Source organism: Arthrobacter sp. SO5, assembly GCF_020532805.1.
Taxonomy (GTDB): Bacteria; Actinomycetota; Actinomycetes; order Actinomycetales; family Micrococcaceae; genus Arthrobacter.
On record NZ_MQTQ01000104.1, the window covers coordinates 63,642 to 85,619 of the forward strand.

A 21,978-nucleotide genomic window follows, 5' to 3' on the forward strand; every position below is an offset into this window, starting at 1 on the left:
CGCTGCGATTCACAGGCGTCGTTTTTCCGAAGTCGTCTGCACAGGCACAAAGGGTCGTTTATGACTGTTGCGGATAGGGCCCACGCGGGGTTCTGTTGATCGAAGCAACGCCATATGAGTTTCGAGCGCCTGACCTCCTCGCAACGGTAGGCTGAACCAATGATGTCGGGGGACGCGGAACAGCCACAGCACTGGGATATCTACACCCTGCGGAGCGAGCGATGAGCCCTCTCCTGGACTTACCCGTTATCGCCGTGATCCTCTGGTTGGTGCACGCTAGCCTGGGCACCGCCGGCCACCAGGCCTACCGCTACACCCGCTGGATGCTCTTCGGTGGGCTGGCAGCGGCGCCCGCGGTGTTTTTCTCACTTGCGGTCAGAGCGAGCAGGGCAGTCCCGGCAGCATGGAAGGACGACTCCATGGCCGGGGTTTTCGAGGGCATGCTCGCGCTGGAGGCACTGCTGGTGCTGTTGGCCCTCGCACTTTTGGAGGTCATCCACGTAGCAGTGACGACGACGATACGGGCTGCCCGCACCAGGGCGGCCGTGCGAACCGAGCCGACTGCCGGCTGAAATCTTCCACCCCGTTCCCAGCGTGCTCGTTCCAGTCTCTGAGTCGCTTCCGGACTGGCCACCTCCAGATCAGTATTTCCCACCCCGCAAAGCACCGCGCCTCGCTATACACGAACCTCCCCACGTTGAGGAGTAACCATGACCCCGCCGAACTGCAGACTGTTCCGGAAGGTCGACTGACCAGTGGTCTAGCTGGCCTTTCCCGCGGTGCTCTTACTCATCGCCAGGGAGGTCGCCGGACCGAGAACCAGCGAAATCGCAATCGCGGCGTTGACGGGTATGTTTCCGTTCACCCAGAGGTTAGAGAACAGCGAGAACGCTGCCACTGACAGCCCCGCAAGAATGGCAAATGTCCTGGTCCTGCTCTTCGTCCCCATGCGGCGAGTATACGGCCGGGACGGGCAAGATTAGGGCTAAGTGATGGTGACTGTCTGGGTCTTGCGGAGCTGGGCGATGCCGATGACAGTGAGTCAACGTCAGGTTTTCGACCATGTGATCTTCGATAACGGTCGATATCTTGGGTCCTCCGGCTGCTGTCCGGCATGTATTCCATGAACGTCCGGGGCTCCGGTTACAGCGTGGTGGACGAACCGACGTCTAGTTCATGCACGAAGCGGACGGGAGCCGCGGAGCCGGCGATGGGGGTGCGGGAGCCGGCACCGATAGTTGGCCAGGGCGCCCGCACCGTTGAGGCGTGGGGGGGCCACTAGGCTGACCTGTATGCGACCACCGGAGCTTTCAGTGCTGTCCCTAACAGCCGGGACCAATCATGGCTGACTTGATCCTCTTGAACGGGCCGCCCGGCATCGGGAAATCAACGCTGGCCAGAATGTACGCTGATCGCCACCCGGGCACATTGAACTTGGACATCGATCAGGTGCGCTGCCTCATTGGCGGGTGGCAGGATGACTTCCATGCCACCGGGGAGATAGTCCGCCCCGTCGCCGCAAGCATGGCTGCCACTCACCTCGCCGCAGGTCGTGACGTCATCATGCCGCAGTTCCTGGACGCAGAGGACGAGATCGCGGGCTTCCGGGCCGTCGCCGAGGACACCGGCAGTCGCTTCCAGGAGATTGTCATCATGGACACGAAAGAGCATTCCATCGCACGGTTCGCACGCCGTGGTGCAGGGCAGGATGTTCCCTGGCACGGGCAGATCAAGGCAATCGTGGAACAAGGCGGCGGCCTGCAATTGCTGGAGTCCATGTACGACGGTCTGGCCACCGGACTTCGTACGCGCCCATCCGCTGCCCTCATCCACAGCACCCACGGAGCTCCTGAGGAGACCTACGCGAACTTGATGAGTGCACTTGCTCCCGAACAAGCGGTGCCGGAGTCATAGCAGCACACCGTCCGCCCCCGTCGTGGACAGTGTCCACACCGCATTGGCCCCGCCATCACAGCGTTGAACGAGTGGGACCACAGATATCGACCGTTTTTGACGCCGGCGGCGTTCGCGCTTGATGAAACGTGCTTCCGAGATAGGGGCGCACCGCGCTGTTCCCCGGCGGCATTTGCTGTTAGCGCCCCCTCATCGTTCATTTCACCGTGCGGGTCATACGTACATCGCCCACCCCCCTCACTCCGATCTAGTCAGCGGCTCTCAACGGCACTCTGATCGACCGGCTTACGGACACGACCGCGGAGCTAGGCTAGCGCCGGGGGTTAGGTGCTGCTTTGATGCGTCGCCAGCCGCCGGCACGGTTGTTTGCGATGATGGCGCGGAACATCGTCCGCAGGGCGTCCCGGTTGATCTCGTCACCGCGATAGATCTGGATGGCCCTTGCCGTAGCGTTGCCTTGGCCTTGATTGATGATGCCGTTCGGATCGGGCACCGCAGGGTCGTAGATAAAGACGTTGACGTGGTCCTTGGTGGCGAGTAGGGCACAGATGTTGCCCTGGAGCACGAAGTACGGTTGCACGGACCTCTTGATGGTCTCGTCGACCTCGGGATCAGCTTCGCGGACCACCGCACGCACCTGGTGGCAGATCGCTTGCTGCCACTCGGGGAGCCGGTCGATGTACTCGTCGACGCGGCGGTCGAGGCGCGCACTGCCCATCAGGCCACACCCGGAACTTCGACCTGGACGGCTAGCACTTGCCCGGTGGGCGTAAGGAAGTCGCTGGGCCATCGCGCGCTGACGATGTACAGCGTTCTGCCGTCGTCTCCGCCTAGCGTGCATGCGAAACAGCCGCGATCAGCGTCGATCGTTTCGAGCACCTGGCCGCCCTCGCGCACGCGCACGCAGTGTTGATTACCGACGTCAGCAGCCCATACTGCGCCTTCGGCATCCAGACAGATCCCGTCGGGATGGTCCCCTGGAAGGTCGGCCCATACGCGCCGGTTCGACAGTGCACCATCCTCGCCAACAGTGAAGGCGGTTAGCCGGTTCCCATATGATTCTGCGACGATCAGCGTCGCAGAATCGGGCGTTACCACCATCCCGTTCGGGAATGCGAGGTCCTCTGCGACAGCGCGTGCGCTTCCGTCCGGGGTGACTACTGCGAGGATTCCCGGGGCGAACTCACCACCGGGGAAGTCGAAACCGATGCAGCCGACGAACGCGTTGCCCCGGCTGTCGACGGCGATATCGTTCCACGAATATGGGTTCAGATTCCCCAGCTCGGCGTGCGTGACTAGGGCGCCGTCCGGCTCCCGGCGCAACAGCCGATCGCCCGAAACCAGCAGCAACCGCCCATCCGGCAGCCAGTCGATGCAACACGGGACCGATGACGGACGCTCGACAACCTGGCGTGTGCCGTCCGGATCCAGCGTGATCAGCTCATGCGCGGCCCAGTCCGCGATCCACAGCTTGCCGTCATGCCACCGGGGAGACTCGCCGAGGACTAGCCCGTCCAAAACCACGTTCGTAGTCATCACCCCACCAGATTGCACCACCAACCCACCCGGCACAAGCTGCGATTCTGAGCTACCTAATCCATCGGGGCAGCGCGCGCGTAAGAGGATCCTTGGGTTCTTGCGGTGGTCCAAAATTCATTCGGAGCAGCGGGTTCCCCAAGCTGCGGCGTCAGTTCAGACGGATTCGTCCTGTCCAGACTCGGCCAAGGTGACGCCGGCGACGGACCAGTTCTCGCGCGGGAGCTCCTGCAAGGTCACCCGGATCGTGTCAGGACGAATTTCCATGACCTCAGCGTAAGCGGCCGTCAGCCGCCGCTTCTTTTCCGTGGATGAGGGGGAGGCATTGAGAACTTGAATGAGGGGCATTCACAGATTGTGGCATCCTCTTGAGAGGAATGGACGGACGCCGTAACGGGAGGCCGGCCCCAGCTTAGGTCAGGGCCTGTTTCCAGGCGTACTGATTGCGTACGACATAGTCAGCCGCAGTGCGCCAGTGCGCACCGTGTCCGCTGACGTACATGTCGGCCCAAGGCTGGAATCCGGTTTCATGAGACGACTTCAGCAACTCGTGCATGGCCGCCGTCCTCTTTCCCAGGGCCTCGGGCAACGCTTTCCGTAGGAGCTCGTCAGCCCCATAACCGTCAATAACGGCGCGGAGCCTGGCAGCTGCCTCGGGAACCGGTTGGCCTTCAAAGAGCATCCCAAAGGACTGCGCTGCATATGCCAGGTCCCAGAGGCGCGTGCTCGGGCCCGCCGCGTCCCAATCGATGAAAACCCACCGTTCACCCACAATGAGGTTCCATGGAGCGAAGTCGTTGTGGCACATGAGGTTCGGATTCTCGGCGGGAAGCAAAACTTTCCATCCGATCGTGTCCGAGACGCTAAAGCCTTCGCTGGCATCGTGAATCCGACGAATTAAACGGCCGACCCGCAGCAGGTCATCCTGTCCCAAGGGCAACTGGTCCATCGCAGATACACCCGCGACGTACTCGGTGACATGCCGCCCAGCGTGATCCATGCCCAAGGGTTCGGGAACGTCAACACCAGCCACGCGTAGAGCCTTCAGGTACGCCTGGACAGTGGCAGAATTTTGCAGCCACGGTTTGCGGACCGTATTGCCAATACGAACGACGCTCTCGGAGGCGTTGCCGCCGGAAAGTATTTCAGCTTCCTCATTCACCCGAAGAACGCTACTGCGTGCCAACAGGCTGGCCAAGCCAACGCCCGAGCCGAGCTGAGCCGACATGATTCCCGCTGAGGGATCCCCTTACGGACGAGCGGTCACATCGCATACGCCACGACTGCGGCCTTCCGCTCAATCGCTGCGGCAACCTACCAGACCGCGGCGGCTGGCTCCGACAGATTCGGTGCATGCAGCTGAGTCCCACCACCGTCCTGAATGTTCAAGCGACTTGGGCGGGGTTCCTAGGTCTACCCCAAGAATCCTTGGCAGGAAACGGCACGAGGATCTACCGCGAGAAAAGTGATAGTTCTGTGCTCATGTTTGTTTCGTTGATCGGGGTAGTCGTTGTGTTTGGACCAAGGTGGGCCATTGAAGTAGCTGGCGACCTCGACGACCAAGAGCTCGCAAGTCATGCAAAACTTCTGGAAATCAGCGCTCCGCATGGCGGACAGCCACTGGGCGACGCAGGACTCTATTTCTGTGACACCGTGCCATCCGTCCCGGGCCTCACTCCGACCGTGAGCAGCGACCCAGAACATGCTTTTGCGTTGGAGCGCGCCTGCTCTCAGGACGACGCGGCAGAAGTCGGCTTGAGGTCAGGTCCGTGGGACTGGCCGGACCAGTGGAAGAACACCTCAGCGGTCATGGCTTCGAAGCAGGCCTCCTGGGAGCGGAACCAGTGCGTGGCGGTGTCTCCATCGACGTAGGTTCCGTAGCCGAAGAGTTCCCCGTTCCCGTCGCGGGTGCGGGCGACGGCGAGGATGATGTAGGGCCAGGATCCGGCGTCCCAGCCTTCCCTGCCCCAGTTCGGCAGCACGGGCCAGGCGGTGCCCTCGAGGGTGTCCATCCAGTCGTACCCGTCCCCTGCCCGGTCGTCGGCGGGCAGGACCGGGGCGGTCCCCGGTTCGGCGGTGTCGGAGGTGGCCGTGCGGGTCATGGTCTCTGTGTTCATGAGGTGGTGCTCCGTTTCGCTCGGGCGAGGCGGGTGCCTCGAGTACCGGCTTCCCTCTCCCCCACCATGTTTTTTGCCTGCTGGCGGAGCATCGCGTAGCTGTGCCCATCGGAGCCGGGGCAACCCGAGGGGCAAACGGCGGGTGGGTTGTGGGAGGAAATAAGCGCAGCGCCGAGCACAACGCGTCCGCTGCGCGGCCGTCCGCAGGACGGTTGAGCCGGTGGAGCGGGCACGTAGGATCCAACGGACAGCAGCAAAAAAGAAGAATCCTTGTACTGCCCGAGCGCAGCGAGGCCGTTCTTGTTCTCGGTACGGCGCGCCGGTGCTACACCTTCGGCGTTGGCGGTGTCGGGCGGAATTACGATCGGGAAATGATGATCGACGAGTGGGAACACCGAATAGCGGCTTTCTGGACGGCCTTCGAGGCATCACCGAGCGACGGGGATGACATCGTCCGTGAACTTGATGAGCTCGCCGCCGCGTCACCGGCAGCTGACGGTCGAGCATATTTCGAACGCGCCTGCATCCGCGATTCAACAGGCCGGACCGCCGACGCAGTCTCTCTGTACGAGGCCGGCCTGACTGCCGGGCTCGATCCGGTCAGGCTGACACGCACGCGCGTGCAGATGGCCAGCTCCCAGCGGGCGCTTGGACACACGGACGCGGCCTTGGAAGTCCTGGCCGACGCCGATCCGCATGCCTTGGGCGGGGCAGCCAGCGCCGTACATGCGCTGGCCCTCCGGGACGCAGGTCGGCACGACGAAGCCCTCCGCATCGCCCTCGAAGCTCTTATCCCCCATCTGCCCCGGTATCAGCGCTCGATGGCGAACTACGCACGACTATTGACAGAGAGCTAACAGCGGAAGGGTCCCAAGGGCCCCGCGACGAAATATTGCTGGGGTGCAGCATTTTGCCGCTGCGTGTTGGAAATCGCAGTCCTGCGGCCGACATGGAAGGCTGGGCTGATGACCTCCAGTTCTTCCGCTGTGCCTGCTTTGATGACTGTTGCCGTAGGCGCTGATACCTTGAGCCTCCGACGCGCGACCAAAGGCGACCTGCCGCAAATCCTACAATTACTCGCCGACGACCAGCTGGGATCGACCAGGGAAAGGGCCGATGATCCGGGCCTGTACGAGCCGGCTTTTGAAGCAATCGACTCCGACCCGGCGCACCTTTTGGTAGTCGGAGAACTCGGCGGTGATGTGGTCGCCACGTTCCAGCTCAGCTTCATCCCCGGCCTGTCCCGCAAGGGTTCCTGGCGCGCACAGATTGAAGGGGTGCGAGTGGCCGAGAAGTTGCGGGGCCAAGAAGCCGGTGCCCGCATGATGCAGTGGGCCATCCAACATGCCCGTGAGAGCGGCTGCTCCCTCGTTCAGTTGACCACTGACAAGGCCCGGCCCCGGGCCCACCGATTTTACGAGCGCCTGGGCTTCGTCTCCAGCCACGAAGGCATGAAGCTCACCCTCTGACCACATCCGCTTTACTCAGTGGGAGCGAAGGTGTCCGACGATGTTTCTAGCCCTAGACCCCGGGCGGATCCACCAAAGCACGTCACGAAGAGCCCTATCGGGTTCGCCTCAGTGGACCAGCTTCAAAATGGGGACCTCAAGCACGTTCCGCGCAGCTCGCGCGCGTAGCTTGCACCGCTGCCCGTATCGATTTTTCAGGCAGCCATCCTGGCTGCCCTCGCCGTGACCGGTGTATAGGTGGTGCCGTCGCGGAGCATGGCCCAGAGGACGTTGAGCCGGCGCCGGGCCAGGGAAAGCATGGCCTGGATATGGGTTTTACCTTCGGCGTGTTTTCGGTCGTAGTAGCCCCGGGAAGCGGGGCAGCTTTTCAGGGTCGAAAGCCCGGAGAGGTAGAAGACGCGCAGGAGCCTGCCGCCGTAGCGGCGGGGGCGGTGGTGGTTGCCGGTGATCCGGCCGGAGTCCCGGGGTGCGGGGGCGAGGCCGGCGACGCCGGCGAAGCGATCCGCGGTTTCAAAGACGGTCAGGTCTCCGCCGGTGGCGCCGAGGAATTCCGCGGCGAGGACGGGCCCGAAGCCGGGCATGCTCAGCAGGGTTCAGGTGTGCCGGTGTTCGCTGACTTTCTCGCTGCGGAGGCAGAGACAGTCGGGATCTGATTGAGGGCAACGTGGCCAACTCCCACCCCCAAAACAGCGAGGACAGCGAGGACATCGATGCCGGATACCCAGAAGCCGGAAGCGGCGATGACGGAAAGTGATGGCTGCGGCGGCGGGGTAACTGGTGGGAAAGCCATGGCAGCAGAGCCCACCGGTTCCTGCGACTCGACCTCGAAGCCGGCCGCACCTGCCGACTGGCGGGCTGAGCGAGCTCGTGATCAGCCCCGGATCAGCGGCCCCGTCATGCTGTTCCCCCCACAGTCCTGCATGAAGAGGTATTAGAGAGGAAGACCCGGACCGGCCGCAACTTTGCGTCGATCTAGAGAATATTCAGCAAGTCATGTTGTGAGCGGCCCTGGCCGCCATGAATTAGTGAATGCAAAACCCGACGGAAGGACGAACGAGGATGAACACCCAAAAGAGACCCCCGCGAGGAGGCACCCGGTCCGCCGTAGCCAAAGGCTCCCCCACATAACCGAATAAGCCGTTTCCGGGACCCCACACACCCGGAACATCCGATCAGAGGCGAGAGTGTGGACACTGTCCACACGAAAAAAGCACTAAAAGGCCCCTGACCTGCGGAAACACTGTGCCCGAGGTGGGACTCGAACCGGGTTCCAGCCCCTGCAAACACTGGACTCCCGCCGAAACATACGGAATCCGGCCCAGTCCGCCACCGGTACGAACCGATCCGAAGCCCAGGGTGTGCACATTGTGCACACCCTCCTTTTTGCCCAATTCGGCCCCCCAACCAGGCTGCCCAAACGTCCACCAAGGCGGGGCAGTTGTGTCTTGCGGTCGGTTCCGATGTGAAACGTTGTGCGTGCATCCGGCACCGGACCAGCCCAGAACGAGCCCCGCACTTCGGGGCGGCCCTCATGCTGGCAATCGATGAAAACATGGCGGCGGGTTCCTCCTTTCCGAATATCTCATGGAGAAACGACCAGCAATTTGCATGACCTAACGACAGCCTGGCCTTCCACGAAGTGAGCATGCACCACGAACGGCGCAGCGGACCCCGCCGCGCCAGCGAAACAACTCACATTGCGGAACTCCGCGCCCTGAGCCGACAGCATGATCAGCACCCGTCCATTAGCACTCCATCACGTGGTCAAGGAGTCAACAAGACCCGGGGCAGTCCCGTTAGCCTGTTTGGAAAGGCTGAGGAAAATTGGAATGCACAAACGGGAATGCCTCTTTGAGCGATAGATTTGCCCAGTTTCTGCATTGATTGCATGAACCGTGCATACGACAACACGCGGAACGCCCCGCTGCCGTTTGGGAGCGGGGAATTCCGTGCGGTCGTACTCTAGGCTCCCATCACCGGCTCAGGTGCGGCTTTGGCATCAAGGGCCTCGGCGGCGGCACGACGCCTCAACAGCAGAGTGAAGTACATCGCTGCCCCGGCACCGATCAGACCGATTACCGCGGTCACCACGAAGTAGGCGTTGTTTGCGCCCCCTATGTTGTCGCCGAAGTTCGTGTAGATGGCGCTGCTGATCTGCGGCAAGAAGATGTCGGGCAAGTAGCCGAAGAACGAGATGATCCCGATCGCAATACCCGTCACGGCCGCCGGCACACGGCACTCATCGAGAATGGACCAGTACACACCGCGTATCACATACATCACCAGGCCGGCTGCCACAATCAGCACGTATATGAGACCAATCGGTGAAGCGCCCGGCAGCACCGCGAGCGTTATCAGTAGTACCGCAGTGAGCGTCATCGAAATTGCCAGCACCCTTGACCGACCGAACTTGTCGGCGAGGAATCCGCCGCCGAAGCCGCCGATCGGCCGCATCCACAACACGATCACTGTTACGACACCCGCGCTCACCTGCGACACCCCGTGGTTCACGTTCAAAAACCCCGAGAAGTAGTAGTGACCCCAGAACAGCGTGTACCCGCAGAAGAGGATGACGATCATCACCCACACCTCGCGAATCCTCAAGATCCGCACAATCGCGGCAAATGTCGACTTGACATCTCCCTTGCTCTGCTGCTCCGCCTTGATCTCCTTATCACGGCCGCTCGGCATGAGGAAGAACAACCCCACGGCGATCACGATGATCGCAATGCAATACATGTAGACGACCGCCTGAAAGCCGGCGCGCGTTGCCGCCCCATCGGCCTCACCCGGCCCGGCAGCAACCGCGAAGACAGCGACTGCGGCACTTGCCAGGATCGCTTCTACCAAGCCACGCCCACCATCGAGCGCCCCGAAATAGCGGCCCTCTTCGTTCGCATCAGCGAGTATGTTCACTGTCTTCAGAATCGCGCTCCAGAACGTGAAGACCGTCGCGAAACCCCAGATGAGATAGAGGTACACCAGCGACGACTTGTCAGGAACCTGCGCGTACCACAGGCCCGCGCCGGCCGTCAGCAGCAACGAGAAGATGATTAGAAACTTGACCGGGAACCGGTCGGCCAACCATCCACTAGGCAGATACCCGATGACGAAAATGATGCCGAGCATCGTATACAGGTTGGCGAGCTCCGCTTGGTTCATGTCGAACGCGATGAGGATGGTCTTTTCGAAGTTCTGACGCAGGTAGACCAGCGGATAGATTGATCCCGCGGCGAGGATCAGAAGGACTAGCTCGAAAATCTTCCTTGATTGGGCGAGCTTGGGCATGTCGTCGTACTCCTATTGTTCGGACAGTATGTTGTAAGTGCGTTCCAGGATGGCGTCGGTCTCCGCAGAGATATCCGAGTAAACCGCGCCGAGCTTGCGGTATAGCTGCGCTCGGGCCGCGTCGGGCGTGAACCCGTCGGCTTCGTGCACCATTCGTGAGGTGGCTTCGTCGATGTCGCAGTAGATACCGCACGCGACGGCCACACAAATCGCTGCCCCCAACCCCGCCGCGTTGCGCACTTCATTGCGCACCACGGGGAGATCGAACATATCGGCGAAGATTTGCATCCCAACATCGCTGTTCGACCCACCACCGGAGATGACGAGCTTTTCGAGCCGGATGCCGAGCTCGGTTTCCATATCGGCCATGTTCTGTTTCATCCGGAACGAAATACCCTCCAGAATCGCACGGTACATATGTGCGTAGCCGTGGCGCTCATCGAAGCCGATGAACATGCCCTTCTTATGCGGCTGCGTAGGCGAGGCCAACCAGTCGAGTACGCACATGAGACCGTCGCACCCGGCCGGAACTTGAGCGGCCAGCGAATTTAGATGCTGCTCATGAGTCACCCCCGCGTCCGACGCTGCCTGCGCGATCTCGGTGCCGACGAGGTTCCGCAACCACGTCACGGTCCACATCCCACGCCGGATGCCGGCACTTTCGTAGATGTAGCGCTTTGGCTCCGAGGCGAAGTTTGTGAAATAGCTCCGAGGCTCCGCCACGAAGTCTTCGCCGACGACCATGCCGGCGATATACGTGCCGAGCGAGATCAGCCCGATGCTCTCATCGCGCAGCCCCGCGCCGAGAGCCTCGGTGGCCTTATCGTTTGCGGTGTGCACGACGGGAAGGCCAGCCGGGATGCCGGTCTCGGCGGCGAACGCGTCTGTCACGTACCCGCCGATCTCCCCCGGCATCTGCAATTTGTAGAGCATGTCGTGCGGCACGTTGAATGAATCGAATGTCTCCTGGTCGGCGAACCAGTCCCATGTGTTCACATCCATCGGCCACGGACCGATGTAGTTCGCCGCGGTGTCAGTGCGGCTGCCGGTCAGCCGTCCCATCAGATAGCCCGACGTGGTCGTCACGTACGCGACTTCATCGTTCGTGTGCTCGTACGGGCGTGACAGACGATGATCCATCCAGCTCTGCACCGGCTCTGCGAGCGTGCCGTCTGCGCGCACCAAAGCGCGGCAGCATCGAATCGTGCACAACCCTATCCCGACGATGTCGGCTACGTCACCGGTGAAAGCGGAGAGTGCCCGGCGCGCAGCAGCGACGATCGTGTCATACAGGTCGTCGTCGGGGTGTTCGGCCGTGCCCGGCTGGGGAGTGTGCATCGGCGCCAATGCTTCAGACGCCTCGCATACGATCCGACCCTCTGTGTCGAAAATGACGACCTTCGAGCTCTGCGAGCCCCCGTCGATACCCACGATGTACTTCGTTGTCATCTGTTAGTCGCAATCTTCCGGCGCTTAGCGCACCAGGTATCCGCCGTCAACGCTCAAAATATGACCGTTGACGTAGTCCGAGGCGCGACTGGCCAGAAATGCCGTCGCACCCATAAGGTCCTGAGTTTGCCCCCAACGCCCCGCTGGTACGTGATCCATGACTCGCTGGTTCGCCTGGGGGTTTGCCCGCGTCTCAGTTGTAAGGGCCGTGGCGTAATATCCAGGCGCGATCCCGTTGACTTGGATGCCGAACGGAGCCAGTTCGTCGCAGTACGCCTTTGTCAGCCCGGCAATGCCGTGTTTGGTTGCCGCATAGGCCGGCGACCACTGACCGCCGAGGAACGAGAACACCGAGCAGATGTTGATGATCTTGCCGCTGCGCTGAGGCACCATGTGCTGGGCCACCTCGTGCGACATCTCGAACGCCGCGGTGAGGTTAAGGGCAACCATCGGGTCCCACTGAGAGCGCGTAAACTTCAACACGTCGGGCTCGTTGATGCCCCGGCCAGCGCAGTTGATGAGGATGTCGACGCTGCCGAACTCTTCGACGCACGCGTCCACCACGCGCTTTGGGTTTCCCTCGGCCGTGATGTCGGAGCGCAGGTAGGAGTACCGGGCCCCCGCGGCCTCCACGAGTGCGCCCGTGGCCCCGTCATCGGGCATGATGCTGGCCGCAAGCACGTTCGCGCCCATCTTCGCCAGCGCCAGGCTGAACGCCTGGCCCAGCCCGGTGTTGCCGCCGGTGACGATCGCGTTCTTCCCTTCTAGGGAGAAAAAGTCCGCGCCAAAGTCGGCGATATTCATGTCGTTCATGAGTGCCTGTCAATTAGGAGGAGTAGGGAGTGGCCGTGACGGAGAGCGGTCGGGAACGGCGGGGTTGCCTCGCCGTACCCGTGCAGTCCCGCTACTTCTCGAGCGGGAAAATCGTCCCGCGGTTCATAATTCCGTTGGGGTCGAACGCCGATTTCAGCGTCTCGAGCATGGACAGCGACGAACCGTACTCTTCCGCGAGGAAGTGAGTGCGGTGCTTGCCGACGCCGTGGTGGTGACACATCGATCCGCCGAGCTTGAGCGTTTCTTCGACGATGATGTTCTGAATCGGGTCGTGATAAGTCGTGCGCTCATCGGTGGGGTCGACGTCGATCTTGTAGTAGTACACAAAGTACATGTTCGTGCCGTTGAGGTAACTGTGACTGGAGTGCCCACCCAGCATCGTGAACTGCGCAGGGATCTCCGCACGGATGCGGGTAAGCGCGTTTTCGTAGATATCGCCGATCACGCTCCAGTTGCCCGAGATCTCGGTCGTGAACCCGTTGACGAGCGTCTCGCGGATCTCGATCCGCTCTTCCTCGAGCTTGGACACGTCCCAGTTGAGGTGGTTGAACCAATCCTCGATCAGCGCTCCATCCACCCGCTCGACTCCATCGAACGAGGCGACGATCTCTTCGATCGCTGTGCCGGTTGCCTGGGCGATGCGCTCGGGGCCTTCGGCCACAAAAATCAGCACGCACCGGCCATCGGAGAAGTGCTTGAAGTGGTACAGACCATCTTCTTTGTCATACAGACGAGCGACCGACGGGCGGTAGCCCTGCGTGACAACCTCTCGAAGGATCTGCAGACCGGTCTTGATGTCGTTGAGCAGGTACCCGTAAAACTTGTTGTTCTCCGGGTAGTACCGGAAAATCTTGACTGTCACCTCGGTGATGTAAGTCAGTGCACCTTCATTGCCGATAACGATGTGTCGGATGTCGGGCCCGGCCGCGCGGCGCGGCACGTTCTTGATGCGACAGATCTCGCCGTTTGGGAAGACCGTCTCGAGGCCCACGACCATGTCTTCGATGCCGCCGTAAAGGGTCGAGAACTGACCGATCGAGCGGGTCGCGACGAGTCCGCCAAACTGGGCCAGCGGCTTGGACTGCGGCGAGTGCCCGGTTGTATATCCGATCTCCCGCAGCTCGTTCTCGAGCTGCTCCAGGCCGACGCCGCACTGCACGGTGGCGAGCATGTCTTCAATATTGATATCGATGATTTTGTTCATCGTGGAGCCGTCGACCACGATCGAGTTCTCAATGACAGTCTCAAGACCGCCCTCGGTGGCGCTACCGCCGGTCTTCGGAACGACATTGATGAGGTGCTCGTTCGCGAACGAGAGGATCTTTGCGACATCTTCCGTGCTCGCCGGCTTTAGGACCGCGGCAGGCAGTGGGAGGGAGTAGACGCCAAAGATGTTCTCGACCTTGTAGTAACGGTCGACGCTATTCTCTTTCAGCACCTGCTCGTCAGTGATGACGCGGTCAGAGCCGAGCATCTCCGTGTAGGCGGCGACGATTTCTTCGCGTGTGAGCTGGTCAGTAAGGGTGACAGACAAGGAGGCGGGTTCCTTTTCGTAGGGAGGTCCGGCAGAGCCGGCCTCGTAGGGAGAAGAGACAAAAAAGAACAGCAACCTCCTGAGGAAAAGGAGGTTGCTGTTCTCTAGGTTTTAGCAACCATTCCGAGTTTCACGGAATGTGTATGAAGTTTTGCTAAAGGCTAGCACGCGTCACGAGACCCGTCTAGCGGTCCGCGTTGAATCATAGAAATCCTCCCCGAGGCCGCGTCCGTCGCCTCAGTGGATCTTCGGCACAGCGGCGAGGTTTCGGGCCGGGACGGCGGATTGCCCTGGACCTACCAATGGCCCTGCGGCAAACCTTGACGAAAATGAAAGCACTCGCCCGCGCCAACGGCGCTCGTGCACGGGAATCCCGGGTCAAACCGCCAGTTGGCGTGGCGACTACGCAGCAATGATCTCGGCTACACCGTCACCACGGAGCCTCCATCACCTTAGTTTCACCACAAGCAACAGGGAACCTTTGTCCCTTCCGCCGAATCACATCTGCCACACGTCACGATTCGACGACGCGATGGCGACCGCACCGGCGCCCAGCGCGCTGATGACGTCCTGTTTGTCGCACACCAAACCTCCCGCGATGAGCGGCAGGTCTGTGTCTTCTCGCACCCAGGAGATAACGCGCGGCATGCAACCCGGCAGGATCTCAATGGCGTCGGCACCAGAGATTGCGACTTGCTTCGGGACATTGTTATAGCTAAAAGAGTCTACGAGGAAGAGTCTGTGGATGGCGAGGAGTCCCACCGTCTTCGCACGCTTGACCATCAGAGACTTCGAACTGAGCACGCCATCGGCCTGCGTGTGCTGCGTCAAGAAGTCGATGACTACAGGCTTGGTCGAGAACCCGTCGACTAGGTCGACGTCAACGAACACTATACGGCCGTCATCTTTTAAGGTCTTTACAATGTCGGCAATGGTCAGCACCGAACCAAAGAGTACGAACACGACGGGGCAGTGCGTGCGCAACACCGCCCGTAACCCGTCTTCATCTTTGACGCTCGCGATCACCGGATGCAGCAGTAGAATTTTCTCGATCGGATGGACGCTTTTGTCCAGCGTGCCTTTGTCCGCGCGCGCAATAGTCACCGATGGCCTCTCTCCGAGTTGTGGAGTTATTATAGCGTGCAAACGCACTGGAGGCAGAGGCTGCCGGGGAATATGCCGGGACGCTCCTCGCCTCATGGTCGTCACGTCCATCGATCAGATGATTCCTCCAAGAGGAGTAAGACCTGGCTCCGCGACTCCTTCGCATTAGGCCGCGACCGAGGAGTCGTCCCCCGGGCCGGCGCCGCGATGTCGAGGGCTTAGCACTGACAATCCCAGGAAGCTGCCGATATGGGCGGCACGAGCAGGTTAAACAGGGCTGCCCCCGAATGGGACGCAGAGGCGACACAGTCAGTGCCGGTGTCCTCGTTTTTGGAGCCTGACTCCGGGTCGTCGCCGCACTGCTCGTCCAGCATGCGTTGACGCCGGCGGAGGCAGAGGTCGTCCGGGGCTGATCAAGGGTAACGTGGCCAGCTCACACCGCCCAAAACAGCGAGGACAGCGAGGACAGCGACGCCGGATACCCAAAAGCCGGATGCGGCGATGACGGGAAAATGATGGCTGCGGCGGCGGGCCAACCTAAGGGAAGCCGATGGCAGCAAAGCCCCCCGGTTCCTGCAAATCTCCCTCGAGGCCGACCCCGGCTACGACCTGCCCAGGCTCAGCGACCAAATGATCTGCTCCGGATCAATTGCCATGTCATGCCGTCTCCCCGCATTCCTGCATGAACAGGCATCAGAACGGAAATTCCGGACCGGCCGCTACCCCAGGCCGGGATCGCCTTCATCCTGCGCGGGCCAGGCGGCGGAAAGTCTGGCTCCGGGGCCGCGCAGGGCGCGCTCTTCACGGAGGCGGCCCAGGAAGAGAGGCCATAACGCTCTGCACGACTTTCGGAATCTTGACTACGCTCCCGAAGGTCGGAGATGGTCGAGGAGGCACACGTCAGGCCTGTGGCTAAAAGGGCCGGCCACGATCTGTCGGGCTACGCGGGTGCCCGACCGGTACGGATCGGCCACGGAGCGTTCGACCAACGCCAAAACGACGTGTTCGGCGCCGTGCTCGAAACCATCCTGTTACACACCCGACGCAGTGACCGGCTGCCACTGCGGCTATGGCCCATCGTCAAGTCCCAAGCCGAATGCGCCACCGCCGTCTGGCGCGAACCCGATCAGGCAATCTGGGAGGCCCGCGGTAAGCCCCAGCACTACGTGTCCTCCAAGCTGATGGGCTGGGTCGCGTTGTATCGCGCCGCGAGGCTGGCCGGGATCCGCTGCGACACAGATCTCATCGCGACTTGGCGGGACACCGCGGATGAGATCAAGGCCGACATCCTCGAGCACGGCGTCGACAAACGGGGGTTGCTCCGTCGGCACTACGACACGGACGCGCTGGACGCCTCCACCTTGCTGCCCGCCATCTTCGGTTCCTGCCCCCAGATGACAAACGGCTCCGGGCCAGCGTGTTCGCCGTCGCCGACGAGCTGACAGAGCACGGCTTCGTGCTGCGCTACCGCACCGGCGAGACTGACGACGGCCTTTCCGGAAAGGAGGGCACGTTCCTGATCTGCTCGTTCTGGCTCGTGTCCGCGCTGGCGATCATCGGCGAGGAGCAGCGGGCGCGTGACCTGATAGAGAAGCTGTTGCGGGTCGCCTCGCCGCTCGGGCTCTTCGCCGAGGAGTTCAATGTCGACACCGGCAGGCACCTCGGCAACTTCCCGCAGGCGTTCTCCCACCTCGCGCTGATCGAGGCAGCAGCGCGGATCATCGTTGCCGAGCGGCTCCAGGAGCTCTCGTGATGAGGTGACCCGTGCTATCCGGCCATCCCGAACAGGTACGGGTACAGTCCGGCGATCAGGTGCACTCCGGCGAGCACCCCGCTCGCGAGCCCATCAGGGACACTCTCCACCCCGCCAACGACCCCGGCGACGGTGTCCTTGCCGATCGTCTCACTGCGGAACACGGCGCGCACCCGCGCCGGCGGCGGGCCGAGCCAGCCGCGCAACCGCTCACCAGGATAAAAACCAGCAGGAATTGACTCAAATTGCGTTCCTGCTCGCAGACCTCGAAGTCCATGAAGCGTGGTTGGTGTACTTCCTGTACGGGGGCAACCAGGACCTGTTGGTCATCGATGCATATCTGAACGGACTGATTCTGATCCCGGTCCAGGACAGCGATCTGCTTGCGTTAGTCCTCATTGAACGCCTGAGCGATCTCCACATGCCGCACCTTGCCTCCTACAGCGGCTAAGGATGCAGCACGCAGCCTTCCGTGCCTCACGGAAGATCTTTCGTTATACACAACCCCGATCCCAGGGCCAAAGGACCGCCGGGGCGTAAGAGGAGCCCTGCATCCGGGATTGGCTTGACGGCGCGGGGACTGTCTGGGAGGCCAGAACTTGTTCGACCCAATCTGCCGGCGCGCGTTGAAAGTGGCGGAAGCGGGGGTCTCGGCGGGGACTATACCGTGCCGGTGTAACTCTGTTTTCCGCGAGCGGTTCTCAAATGAGCCCTACGACGCTGCGAGAGCTGTAGTTTGGTCTCGTCAGCGCATGTGGCGGGGGTCGCTTTCCCGGTACGCCGGGCTCATGCATTGCGGGGAGGGGGCTGTGCCCTCTCGCCCTGCAGAGTGACTGGTCTGGTCGCACGAGAACCGCTCAGGGTTCTGTAACGCACGGGGGAACAATGACGTTGGTTGGGGAAGTGCGCGGCGGTCTGAAGCGGGCCGGTAGGTTCGGGCTTTTCAAGCGCCCGGGCGGGATTGTTGAGGGAACGCGGTGGCTCTACCTGACCCTCGTGATGATTTCTCTGTTGCTGATCCTCCCGCCGCTGCTGGGAACGGCGCGTGGATGGGCGCTGTTGATTGGTGTTGCCGCCGCCGCGTCGTTGGTGTTTTCGTGGGTCCGGGGTTTCCTTGCGCGGCGGGCACCCTTGGGTCTGGATGCCCTTGATGCGGTGGGCTTCATTGTGCTGGGCCTGGTGCTGCCGGATCAGGGGATGGTGATGTCTACCATTTTTGCTGCCGTGTGGTTCCGGTCGATGTACGGAACCACACGGCAGGGCATGCTGCGTTGCGGCATGTTCTCCTCGGCGATCCTGGCGACTGTGCTGTTGTCGCCCGGCGGATCCGGCGGTGCGGCGCCTGCTCCCGGTTTTGCGGTAGTGGGGTCACTTCCGACCATGTTCCTGACCGCCTTCATCGGGCACCATCTCGGACGTGGTCTTCTCGCCCGGGAGCAGGGTCTGGAGCGTGACCGGGCGCTCTCGGCTGCCGGCACCCAGATGCTGGGCACTATCGATCCGGATGCTATCCGGTCGGCTGCCTGGACCGCGGGGCGGGCCATTGCCGCGGCAAGTCCGGGGCTCCGGCTGATAAAAGCCGTCCGGGAGGGCCGGGATCTGCGGCTGGCGGGTGCCGTCGGGGAGTTCCGCGGGCTTCCGGAGATTCTCGAGGGCGGGGCCGTTCAGGCGGGGGCGGAGGGCTCCGTCGTCAGGCTGACGGTGACGGGCCCTTTGGATGCGGCCGCGGGCGCGGTCCTGGAATGGACGGCGATGTCCATGGAGTCCCCTGGTGAGGACGTCTGGGTTCTGATGGGCGGGGCCCAGGGGGTCCTCCGTCAGGCCGAATCGTGTGTCCGCGGGCTCGCGAACCAGGTTTCGCTGGCGTTGCGCAACAGCACCGCGCACCGGGAACTCGCCGTCCAGGCCCGTTTTGATGCGCTGACCGGGCTGGATAATCGGGCGTCCTTTCTCAGCAACGTCACTGCCGGCCTGCACCCGGCGGCCGCTACCGGGCACATGCACATCCTGTTCCTGGACCTTGACGACTTCAAGGACGTCAATGACGGGTGGGGCCATCGAGCCGGGGATGAACTCCTGATCACCGTGGCCGCCAGGCTCCGGGCGGGAACACGGCCCGGGGATGACTGCGCCCGGCTCGGGGGGGACGAATTCGCTATCGTCTTCTACGACGTCACGGATGCGGAGGCGGTGGACATCGCCCAGCGGCTCGTGGACTCCATCGCCCGGCCCTTCAGGCTCCCGCAGGGAACAGTCCGGGTCGGGGCGAGCATTGGTGTAGCCGCTTCGGGGCACGGACAGGACATGGAAACACTGGTCCACCAGGCCGATGTGGCAATGTATGCCGCTAAAGCGCACGGGAAGGGCCGGGTGCAGCTTTTCGAACCGGGACTTCTCCAGACCGAGCAGCCCCGACTATCCCTGGAGAGCCAGGTAGCGGCGGCGGCGGACCTCGGGCAGCTCCGGGTGCACTACCAGCCCATCCTCTCGGTACCGGACCGCAAGGTCACCGCGATCGAGGCCCTGGTCCGCTGGCAGCATCCCGAACGGGGCTTGCTCGGCCCCGTCGAGTTCATTGGCGTCGCGGAGCGGACCGGGACGATCTCGGCCATCGGGGCCTTCGTTCTCCGCCAGGCCTGCATCGATGCCGCCAGCCTCCGGGCAACCTGCCCGGAGGAACAACTGGCCGTCCACGTCAACGCCTCCGCCATTGAGCTTGATCAGGACGACTTCGTGACGAAGGTCAAGGACTGCCTGACGGAGACCGAAACTTCACCCGCCACCCTGGTCCTTGAGCTCACCGAGACCGCCGCGCTGAGCTGTCCGGACGCGATACGGCGGCTGGAAGACCTCGCGGGACTCGGCATCACCATCGCCGTCGATGACTTCGGTACCGGCTATTCATCCCTGAGCACGCTGTGCACCGTGCCGTTAGGGATCCTGAAACTCGACGCATCACTCGTCCAGGGAGCGACCACGGATGCGGTCAGGCGCGGCGTGGTCAGTGCCGTCACCCGGTTGGGCAGGGAACTTGACCTGAGAACTGTAGCCGAAGGTGTGGAAACCGCCGCCCACAATGAGCTCATGACCACCATCGGCGTGGACAGCGTACAAGGCTATTACCACGCCCGGCCCATGGCGTTCCAGGAACTGCAAACCTGGCTGGCCCAACAGCGCACGCCATCGCCGAGCCACAACCTGCAGGAACAACTAATCCACAAGCCCTCAACGGCACGGGCGTAGGACCCCAGCACCCAAACTGTAACGTCTTGAGCCCGTCACTGGTGACTGCATCGGCTGCGGCTGCCCTTCAGGCAGACGTGCGCCTGGCGGCACCCGCCGGATGAAGCCGCGGATGCAGGTCCAGGATCCCGGTGGAAAAGACCGCCGCGGATGGCGAGCGGCCCCGGGTGGCCGCCGCGCACGTGGGCGTCACCCGTTCATTGGGCGGGCCGCCATGGCTGGCTGGAGACAGCGTTTCCCTGCTGCTGGCCGAGCGGACTCGGCCCTGTACCGGGCTAAACGGCTCGGACGGGACCGCGTGGCCTGGAAGTCGGCCTAGCGCCGGAAAGGTCGCGCCTCCGGCGTCGTCCAGCGATGCCGGAGGATAATCCCTTCGCTATTTCTCGGGTGGGGTTGTCCGATGCTGTGCTCAGCCGGCGGAGGCAGAGGCGTGGGCTTGCAGCTGCGCTGAGGCGTCGAGTGATTTCACCAGCGCTTCAAGGAATTCCATTTGTACGCCAAGATCGCTGCGGGGGCATGCCTTGAACGCGGCGGCCGCGGCATCCAGATACAGTCCGTTGACCCATTTCACGGCTTGCTTGCCGCCGGGTGTGAGCGCCAGCAGGAGGCTGCGGCGGTCGGTGGGGTGCGGCTGGCGCACCAGCAGCCCGGCCCGTTGGAGCCGGTCAATCATGGTGGTCATTGAACCGGTGGTGAGGTCCATCAGATCGGCCAGCTTCTTGGGGGTCAAACCGTCGTGGTCGGCGGCGTGGGACAGGGCGTTGAGCTCTGCCATGCTGATGCCGAGCTCCTTGGCGAGGCTGGCCCTCAGGCTCCCGCTCGTGAGCTGAAGCTGACGCCACAACGAAACAAAAGCCGCGTAGTCAGCCGGATCGCTGGTCATGACCGAACTCCTTGTATCTTGATTTCAAAGTTACTCCATTATATAAGCACACTTAGCAAGTCGTATACCTATGAGGCGACCGGGAGCGCTGGCGCAGGCTTCTGGGACTATAACTTGACGAGCATGTAGCACCTATATCATACAGCTTGACTATCAAGCGAAAAATGATAGTCTAATCTTCGAACCTGCGACAGCGGGTTAGGTCCGGTTTCCGTCTCGGTCGGTTTTCTACTTCTAGGAGTCACTATGGGTCCCTCATACCGCGCAGCGCGCATCGCAAAATGGGCCAGTCTGCCTGCAGCCCTGCTGGTGAGCGGCCTGCTTGTGTCCCAGGCGTCGTACTCCGCGTTCAGTGCAACGACCAACAATCCCGGCAACAACTGGGCCTCCGGCACCCTGGCACTGACGAACGACGCCGGTACGGCACTGTTCAATGCCACCAACATCAAACCCGGCGACGCAGGAACCAAGTGCATCACCGTCTCCACCACGGCCACCGTGGCCAGCACCCTGAAGCTCTATGCTGCGACCTACAGCAAGGGCACCAAGAGCCTCGGTGACCGCATTAACGTCACCGTCACCAGTGGCAGCTTCGCGGGTGCGGCTCCGGCCAATGGGGCCTGCACCGGGTTCACGGCCGGTTCGGTGGCAGTTCCGACCGCGTCCCTCACCGCCTTCGCCGCGGCGTCGACGAACTATGCGACGGGCGCCGATTCCTTCGCGCTGCCGGCCGGCGGGTCCCGGACGTACAAGATTGACTGGACCTTCGCCTCGGCCGGCTCCACCGCGGCCGACAACCCGTACCAGGGTGACACCGCCTCGATCGGCTTCACCTGGGAGGCCCAGAGCTAGAC

At 62.4% G+C, this 21,978-nt stretch carries 20 protein-coding genes and 2 pseudogenes; 8 read left to right on the forward strand and 14 right to left on the reverse strand.

What is annotated here, in order from left to right:
• The first annotated feature begins 221 nt into the window (after positions 1-221).
• On the forward strand, positions 222-572 hold the full coding sequence (locus BJG92_RS18150) for a hypothetical protein (RefSeq protein ID WP_232085369.1): 351 nt from the start codon (positions 222-224) through the stop codon (positions 570-572).
• Positions 573-760: 188 nt separating this feature from the next.
• Here the strand turns inward: BJG92_RS18150 and BJG92_RS18155 are convergent, their stop codons facing one another.
• A complete protein-coding gene (locus BJG92_RS18155; protein ID WP_232085370.1) occupies positions 761-949 on the reverse strand; it encodes a hypothetical protein in 189 nt (62 codons plus the stop codon).
• Positions 950-1,341: 392 nt separating this feature from the next.
• Between BJG92_RS18155 and BJG92_RS18160 the strand changes: the two genes are divergently transcribed.
• The gene (locus tag BJG92_RS18160) at positions 1,342-1,914 is read left to right on the forward strand and encodes an AAA family ATPase (protein ID WP_232085371.1); all 573 of its coding nucleotides are present in this window, start codon (positions 1,342-1,344) and stop codon (positions 1,912-1,914) included.
• 310 nt (positions 1,915-2,224) lie between these two features.
• Here BJG92_RS18160 and BJG92_RS18165 read toward each other — a convergent pair whose 3' ends face one another.
• The 5 genes from BJG92_RS18165 to BJG92_RS18185 form a co-directional block, all read right to left on the reverse strand.
• Entirely contained in the window at positions 2,225-2,632 is a 408-nt protein-coding gene (locus BJG92_RS18165) for a DUF1801 domain-containing protein (RefSeq protein ID WP_232085372.1), read from the reverse strand.
• Positions 2,632-3,450, reverse strand: coding sequence for an SMP-30/gluconolactonase/LRE family protein (locus BJG92_RS18170; RefSeq protein WP_232085373.1), 819 nt, complete (start codon positions 3,448-3,450; stop codon positions 2,632-2,634). The genes BJG92_RS18165 and BJG92_RS18170 overlap by 1 nt, the downstream gene beginning before the upstream one ends.
• Before the next feature lie 156 nt (positions 3,451-3,606).
• Complete coding sequence (locus BJG92_RS18175) at positions 3,607-3,798, reverse strand: tautomerase family protein (protein ID WP_232085374.1); 192 nt, start codon at positions 3,796-3,798, stop codon at positions 3,607-3,609.
• Between the two features lie 64 nt (positions 3,799-3,862).
• The gene (locus BJG92_RS18180; RefSeq protein WP_232085375.1) at positions 3,863-4,612 is read right to left on the reverse strand and encodes a phosphotransferase; all 750 of its coding nucleotides are present in this window, start codon (positions 4,610-4,612) and stop codon (positions 3,863-3,865) included.
• Between the two features lie 568 nt (positions 4,613-5,180).
• Positions 5,181-5,567 (reverse strand): hypothetical protein, encoded by a 387-nt coding sequence (locus BJG92_RS18185; RefSeq protein WP_232085376.1) that lies wholly within the window; start codon positions 5,565-5,567, stop codon positions 5,181-5,183.
• 371 nt (positions 5,568-5,938) lie between these two features.
• Here BJG92_RS18185 and BJG92_RS18190 point away from each other — a divergent pair, with 371 nt between their 5' ends.
• Together BJG92_RS18190 and BJG92_RS18195 are read left to right on the forward strand one after the other, a co-directional pair.
• A complete protein-coding gene (locus BJG92_RS18190; RefSeq protein WP_232085377.1) occupies positions 5,939-6,424 on the forward strand; it encodes a tetratricopeptide repeat protein in 486 nt (161 codons plus the stop codon).
• A 108-nt stretch (positions 6,425-6,532) separates the two neighbouring features.
• Positions 6,533-7,036 (forward strand): GNAT family N-acetyltransferase, encoded by a 504-nt coding sequence (locus BJG92_RS18195; protein ID WP_232085378.1) that lies wholly within the window; start codon positions 6,533-6,535, stop codon positions 7,034-7,036.
• Positions 7,037-7,230: 194 nt separating this feature from the next.
• Here the strand turns inward: BJG92_RS18195 and BJG92_RS18200 are convergent.
• The 6 genes and pseudogenes from BJG92_RS18200 to BJG92_RS18225 all read right to left on the reverse strand — a co-directional run.
• A pseudogene (locus BJG92_RS18200) lies at positions 7,231-7,659 on the reverse strand (transposase); the annotation flags it as partial.
• A gap of 1,339 nt (positions 7,660-8,998) precedes the next feature.
• The gene (locus tag BJG92_RS18205) at positions 8,999-10,324 is read right to left on the reverse strand and encodes a nitrate/nitrite transporter (RefSeq protein WP_232085379.1); all 1,326 of its coding nucleotides are present in this window, start codon (positions 10,322-10,324) and stop codon (positions 8,999-9,001) included.
• Positions 10,325-10,336: 12 nt separating this feature from the next.
• Entirely contained in the window at positions 10,337-11,773 is a 1,437-nt protein-coding gene (locus BJG92_RS18210; protein WP_232085380.1) for an FGGY-family carbohydrate kinase, read from the reverse strand.
• A 24-nt stretch (positions 11,774-11,797) separates the two neighbouring features.
• Positions 11,798-12,586, reverse strand: coding sequence for an SDR family NAD(P)-dependent oxidoreductase (locus BJG92_RS18215; protein ID WP_232085381.1), 789 nt, complete (start codon positions 12,584-12,586; stop codon positions 11,798-11,800).
• Between the two features lie 91 nt (positions 12,587-12,677).
• Positions 12,678-14,141 carry an FAD-binding oxidoreductase gene (locus BJG92_RS18220; RefSeq protein WP_232085382.1) on the reverse strand — a complete coding sequence of 488 codons (1,464 nt, stop codon included), beginning with the start codon at positions 14,139-14,141 and terminating at the stop codon, positions 12,678-12,680.
• 498 nt (positions 14,142-14,639) lie between these two features.
• Positions 14,640-15,245, reverse strand: coding sequence for a glycerol-3-phosphate responsive antiterminator (locus tag BJG92_RS18225; RefSeq protein WP_232085383.1), 606 nt, complete (start codon positions 15,243-15,245; stop codon positions 14,640-14,642).
• An 881-nt stretch (positions 15,246-16,126) separates the two neighbouring features.
• Between BJG92_RS18225 and BJG92_RS18690 the strand changes: the two are divergent.
• Positions 16,127-16,998 (forward strand): annotated as a pseudogene (locus BJG92_RS18690) (glycoside hydrolase family 15 protein).
• A gap of 14 nt (positions 16,999-17,012) precedes the next feature.
• Here the strand turns inward: BJG92_RS18690 and BJG92_RS18240 are convergent.
• A complete protein-coding gene (locus BJG92_RS18240; RefSeq protein ID WP_232085386.1) occupies positions 17,013-17,162 on the reverse strand; it encodes a SulP family inorganic anion transporter in 150 nt (49 codons plus the stop codon).
• A gap of 71 nt (positions 17,163-17,233) precedes the next feature.
• Between BJG92_RS18240 and BJG92_RS18245 the strand changes: the two genes are divergently transcribed.
• Both BJG92_RS18245 and BJG92_RS18250 read left to right on the forward strand, forming a co-directional pair.
• Positions 17,234-17,449 carry a hypothetical protein gene (locus BJG92_RS18245; RefSeq protein ID WP_232085387.1) on the forward strand — a complete coding sequence of 72 codons (216 nt, stop codon included), beginning with the start codon at positions 17,234-17,236 and terminating at the stop codon, positions 17,447-17,449.
• 548 nt (positions 17,450-17,997) lie between these two features.
• Positions 17,998-20,241, forward strand: coding sequence for a bifunctional diguanylate cyclase/phosphodiesterase (locus BJG92_RS18250; protein WP_232085406.1), 2,244 nt, complete (start codon positions 17,998-18,000; stop codon positions 20,239-20,241).
• A 409-nt stretch (positions 20,242-20,650) separates the two neighbouring features.
• On the opposite strand, the gene BJG92_RS18255 is transcribed toward BJG92_RS18250, so the two are convergent.
• Positions 20,651-21,124 (reverse strand): MarR family winged helix-turn-helix transcriptional regulator, encoded by a 474-nt coding sequence (locus BJG92_RS18255; protein WP_232085388.1) that lies wholly within the window; start codon positions 21,122-21,124, stop codon positions 20,651-20,653.
• A 246-nt stretch (positions 21,125-21,370) separates the two neighbouring features.
• Between BJG92_RS18255 and BJG92_RS18260 the strand changes: the two genes are divergently transcribed.
• Positions 21,371-21,976: a CalY family protein gene (locus tag BJG92_RS18260; RefSeq protein ID WP_232085389.1), complete on the forward strand. Its 606-nt coding sequence runs from the start codon at positions 21,371-21,373 to the stop codon at positions 21,974-21,976.
• Positions 21,977-21,978: the final 2 nt, after the last annotated feature.

Bases quoted from the DNA above. Each gene is read 5' to 3' on its own strand.
- BJG92_RS18155 (WP_232085370.1), bottom strand. From the start codon at position 949: ATGGGGACGAAGAGCAGGACCAGGACATTTGCCATTCTTGCGGGGCTG.
- BJG92_RS18160 (WP_232085371.1), top strand. From the start codon at position 1,342: ATGGCTGACTTGATCCTCTTGAACGGGCCGCCCGGCATCGGGAAATCA.
- BJG92_RS18175 (WP_232085374.1), bottom strand. From the start codon at position 3,798: ATGCCCCTCATTCAAGTTCTCAATGCCTCCCCCTCATCCACGGAAAAG.
- BJG92_RS18215 (WP_232085381.1), bottom strand. From the start codon at position 12,586: ATGAACGACATGAATATCGCCGACTTTGGCGCGGACTTTTTCTCCCTA.
- BJG92_RS18165 (WP_232085372.1), bottom strand. From the start codon at position 2,632: ATGGGCAGTGCGCGCCTCGACCGCCGCGTCGACGAGTACATCGACCGG.
- BJG92_RS18185 (WP_232085376.1), bottom strand. From the start codon at position 5,567: ATGAACACAGAGACCATGACCCGCACGGCCACCTCCGACACCGCCGAA.
- BJG92_RS18210 (WP_232085380.1), bottom strand. From the start codon at position 11,773: ATGACAACGAAGTACATCGTGGGTATCGACGGGGGCTCGCAGAGCTCG.
- BJG92_RS18205 (WP_232085379.1), bottom strand. From the start codon at position 10,324: ATGCCCAAGCTCGCCCAATCAAGGAAGATTTTCGAGCTAGTCCTTCTG.
- BJG92_RS18150 (WP_232085369.1), top strand. From the start codon at position 222: ATGAGCCCTCTCCTGGACTTACCCGTTATCGCCGTGATCCTCTGGTTG.
- BJG92_RS18255 (WP_232085388.1), bottom strand. From the start codon at position 21,124: ATGACCAGCGATCCGGCTGACTACGCGGCTTTTGTTTCGTTGTGGCGT.
- BJG92_RS18170 (WP_232085373.1), bottom strand. From the start codon at position 3,450: ATGACTACGAACGTGGTTTTGGACGGGCTAGTCCTCGGCGAGTCTCCC.
- BJG92_RS18250 (WP_232085406.1), top strand. From the start codon at position 17,998: ATGATTTCTCTGTTGCTGATCCTCCCGCCGCTGCTGGGAACGGCGCGT.
- BJG92_RS18195 (WP_232085378.1), top strand. From the start codon at position 6,533: ATGACCTCCAGTTCTTCCGCTGTGCCTGCTTTGATGACTGTTGCCGTA.
- BJG92_RS18190 (WP_232085377.1), top strand. From the start codon at position 5,939: ATGATGATCGACGAGTGGGAACACCGAATAGCGGCTTTCTGGACGGCC.
- BJG92_RS18260 (WP_232085389.1), top strand. From the start codon at position 21,371: ATGGGTCCCTCATACCGCGCAGCGCGCATCGCAAAATGGGCCAGTCTG.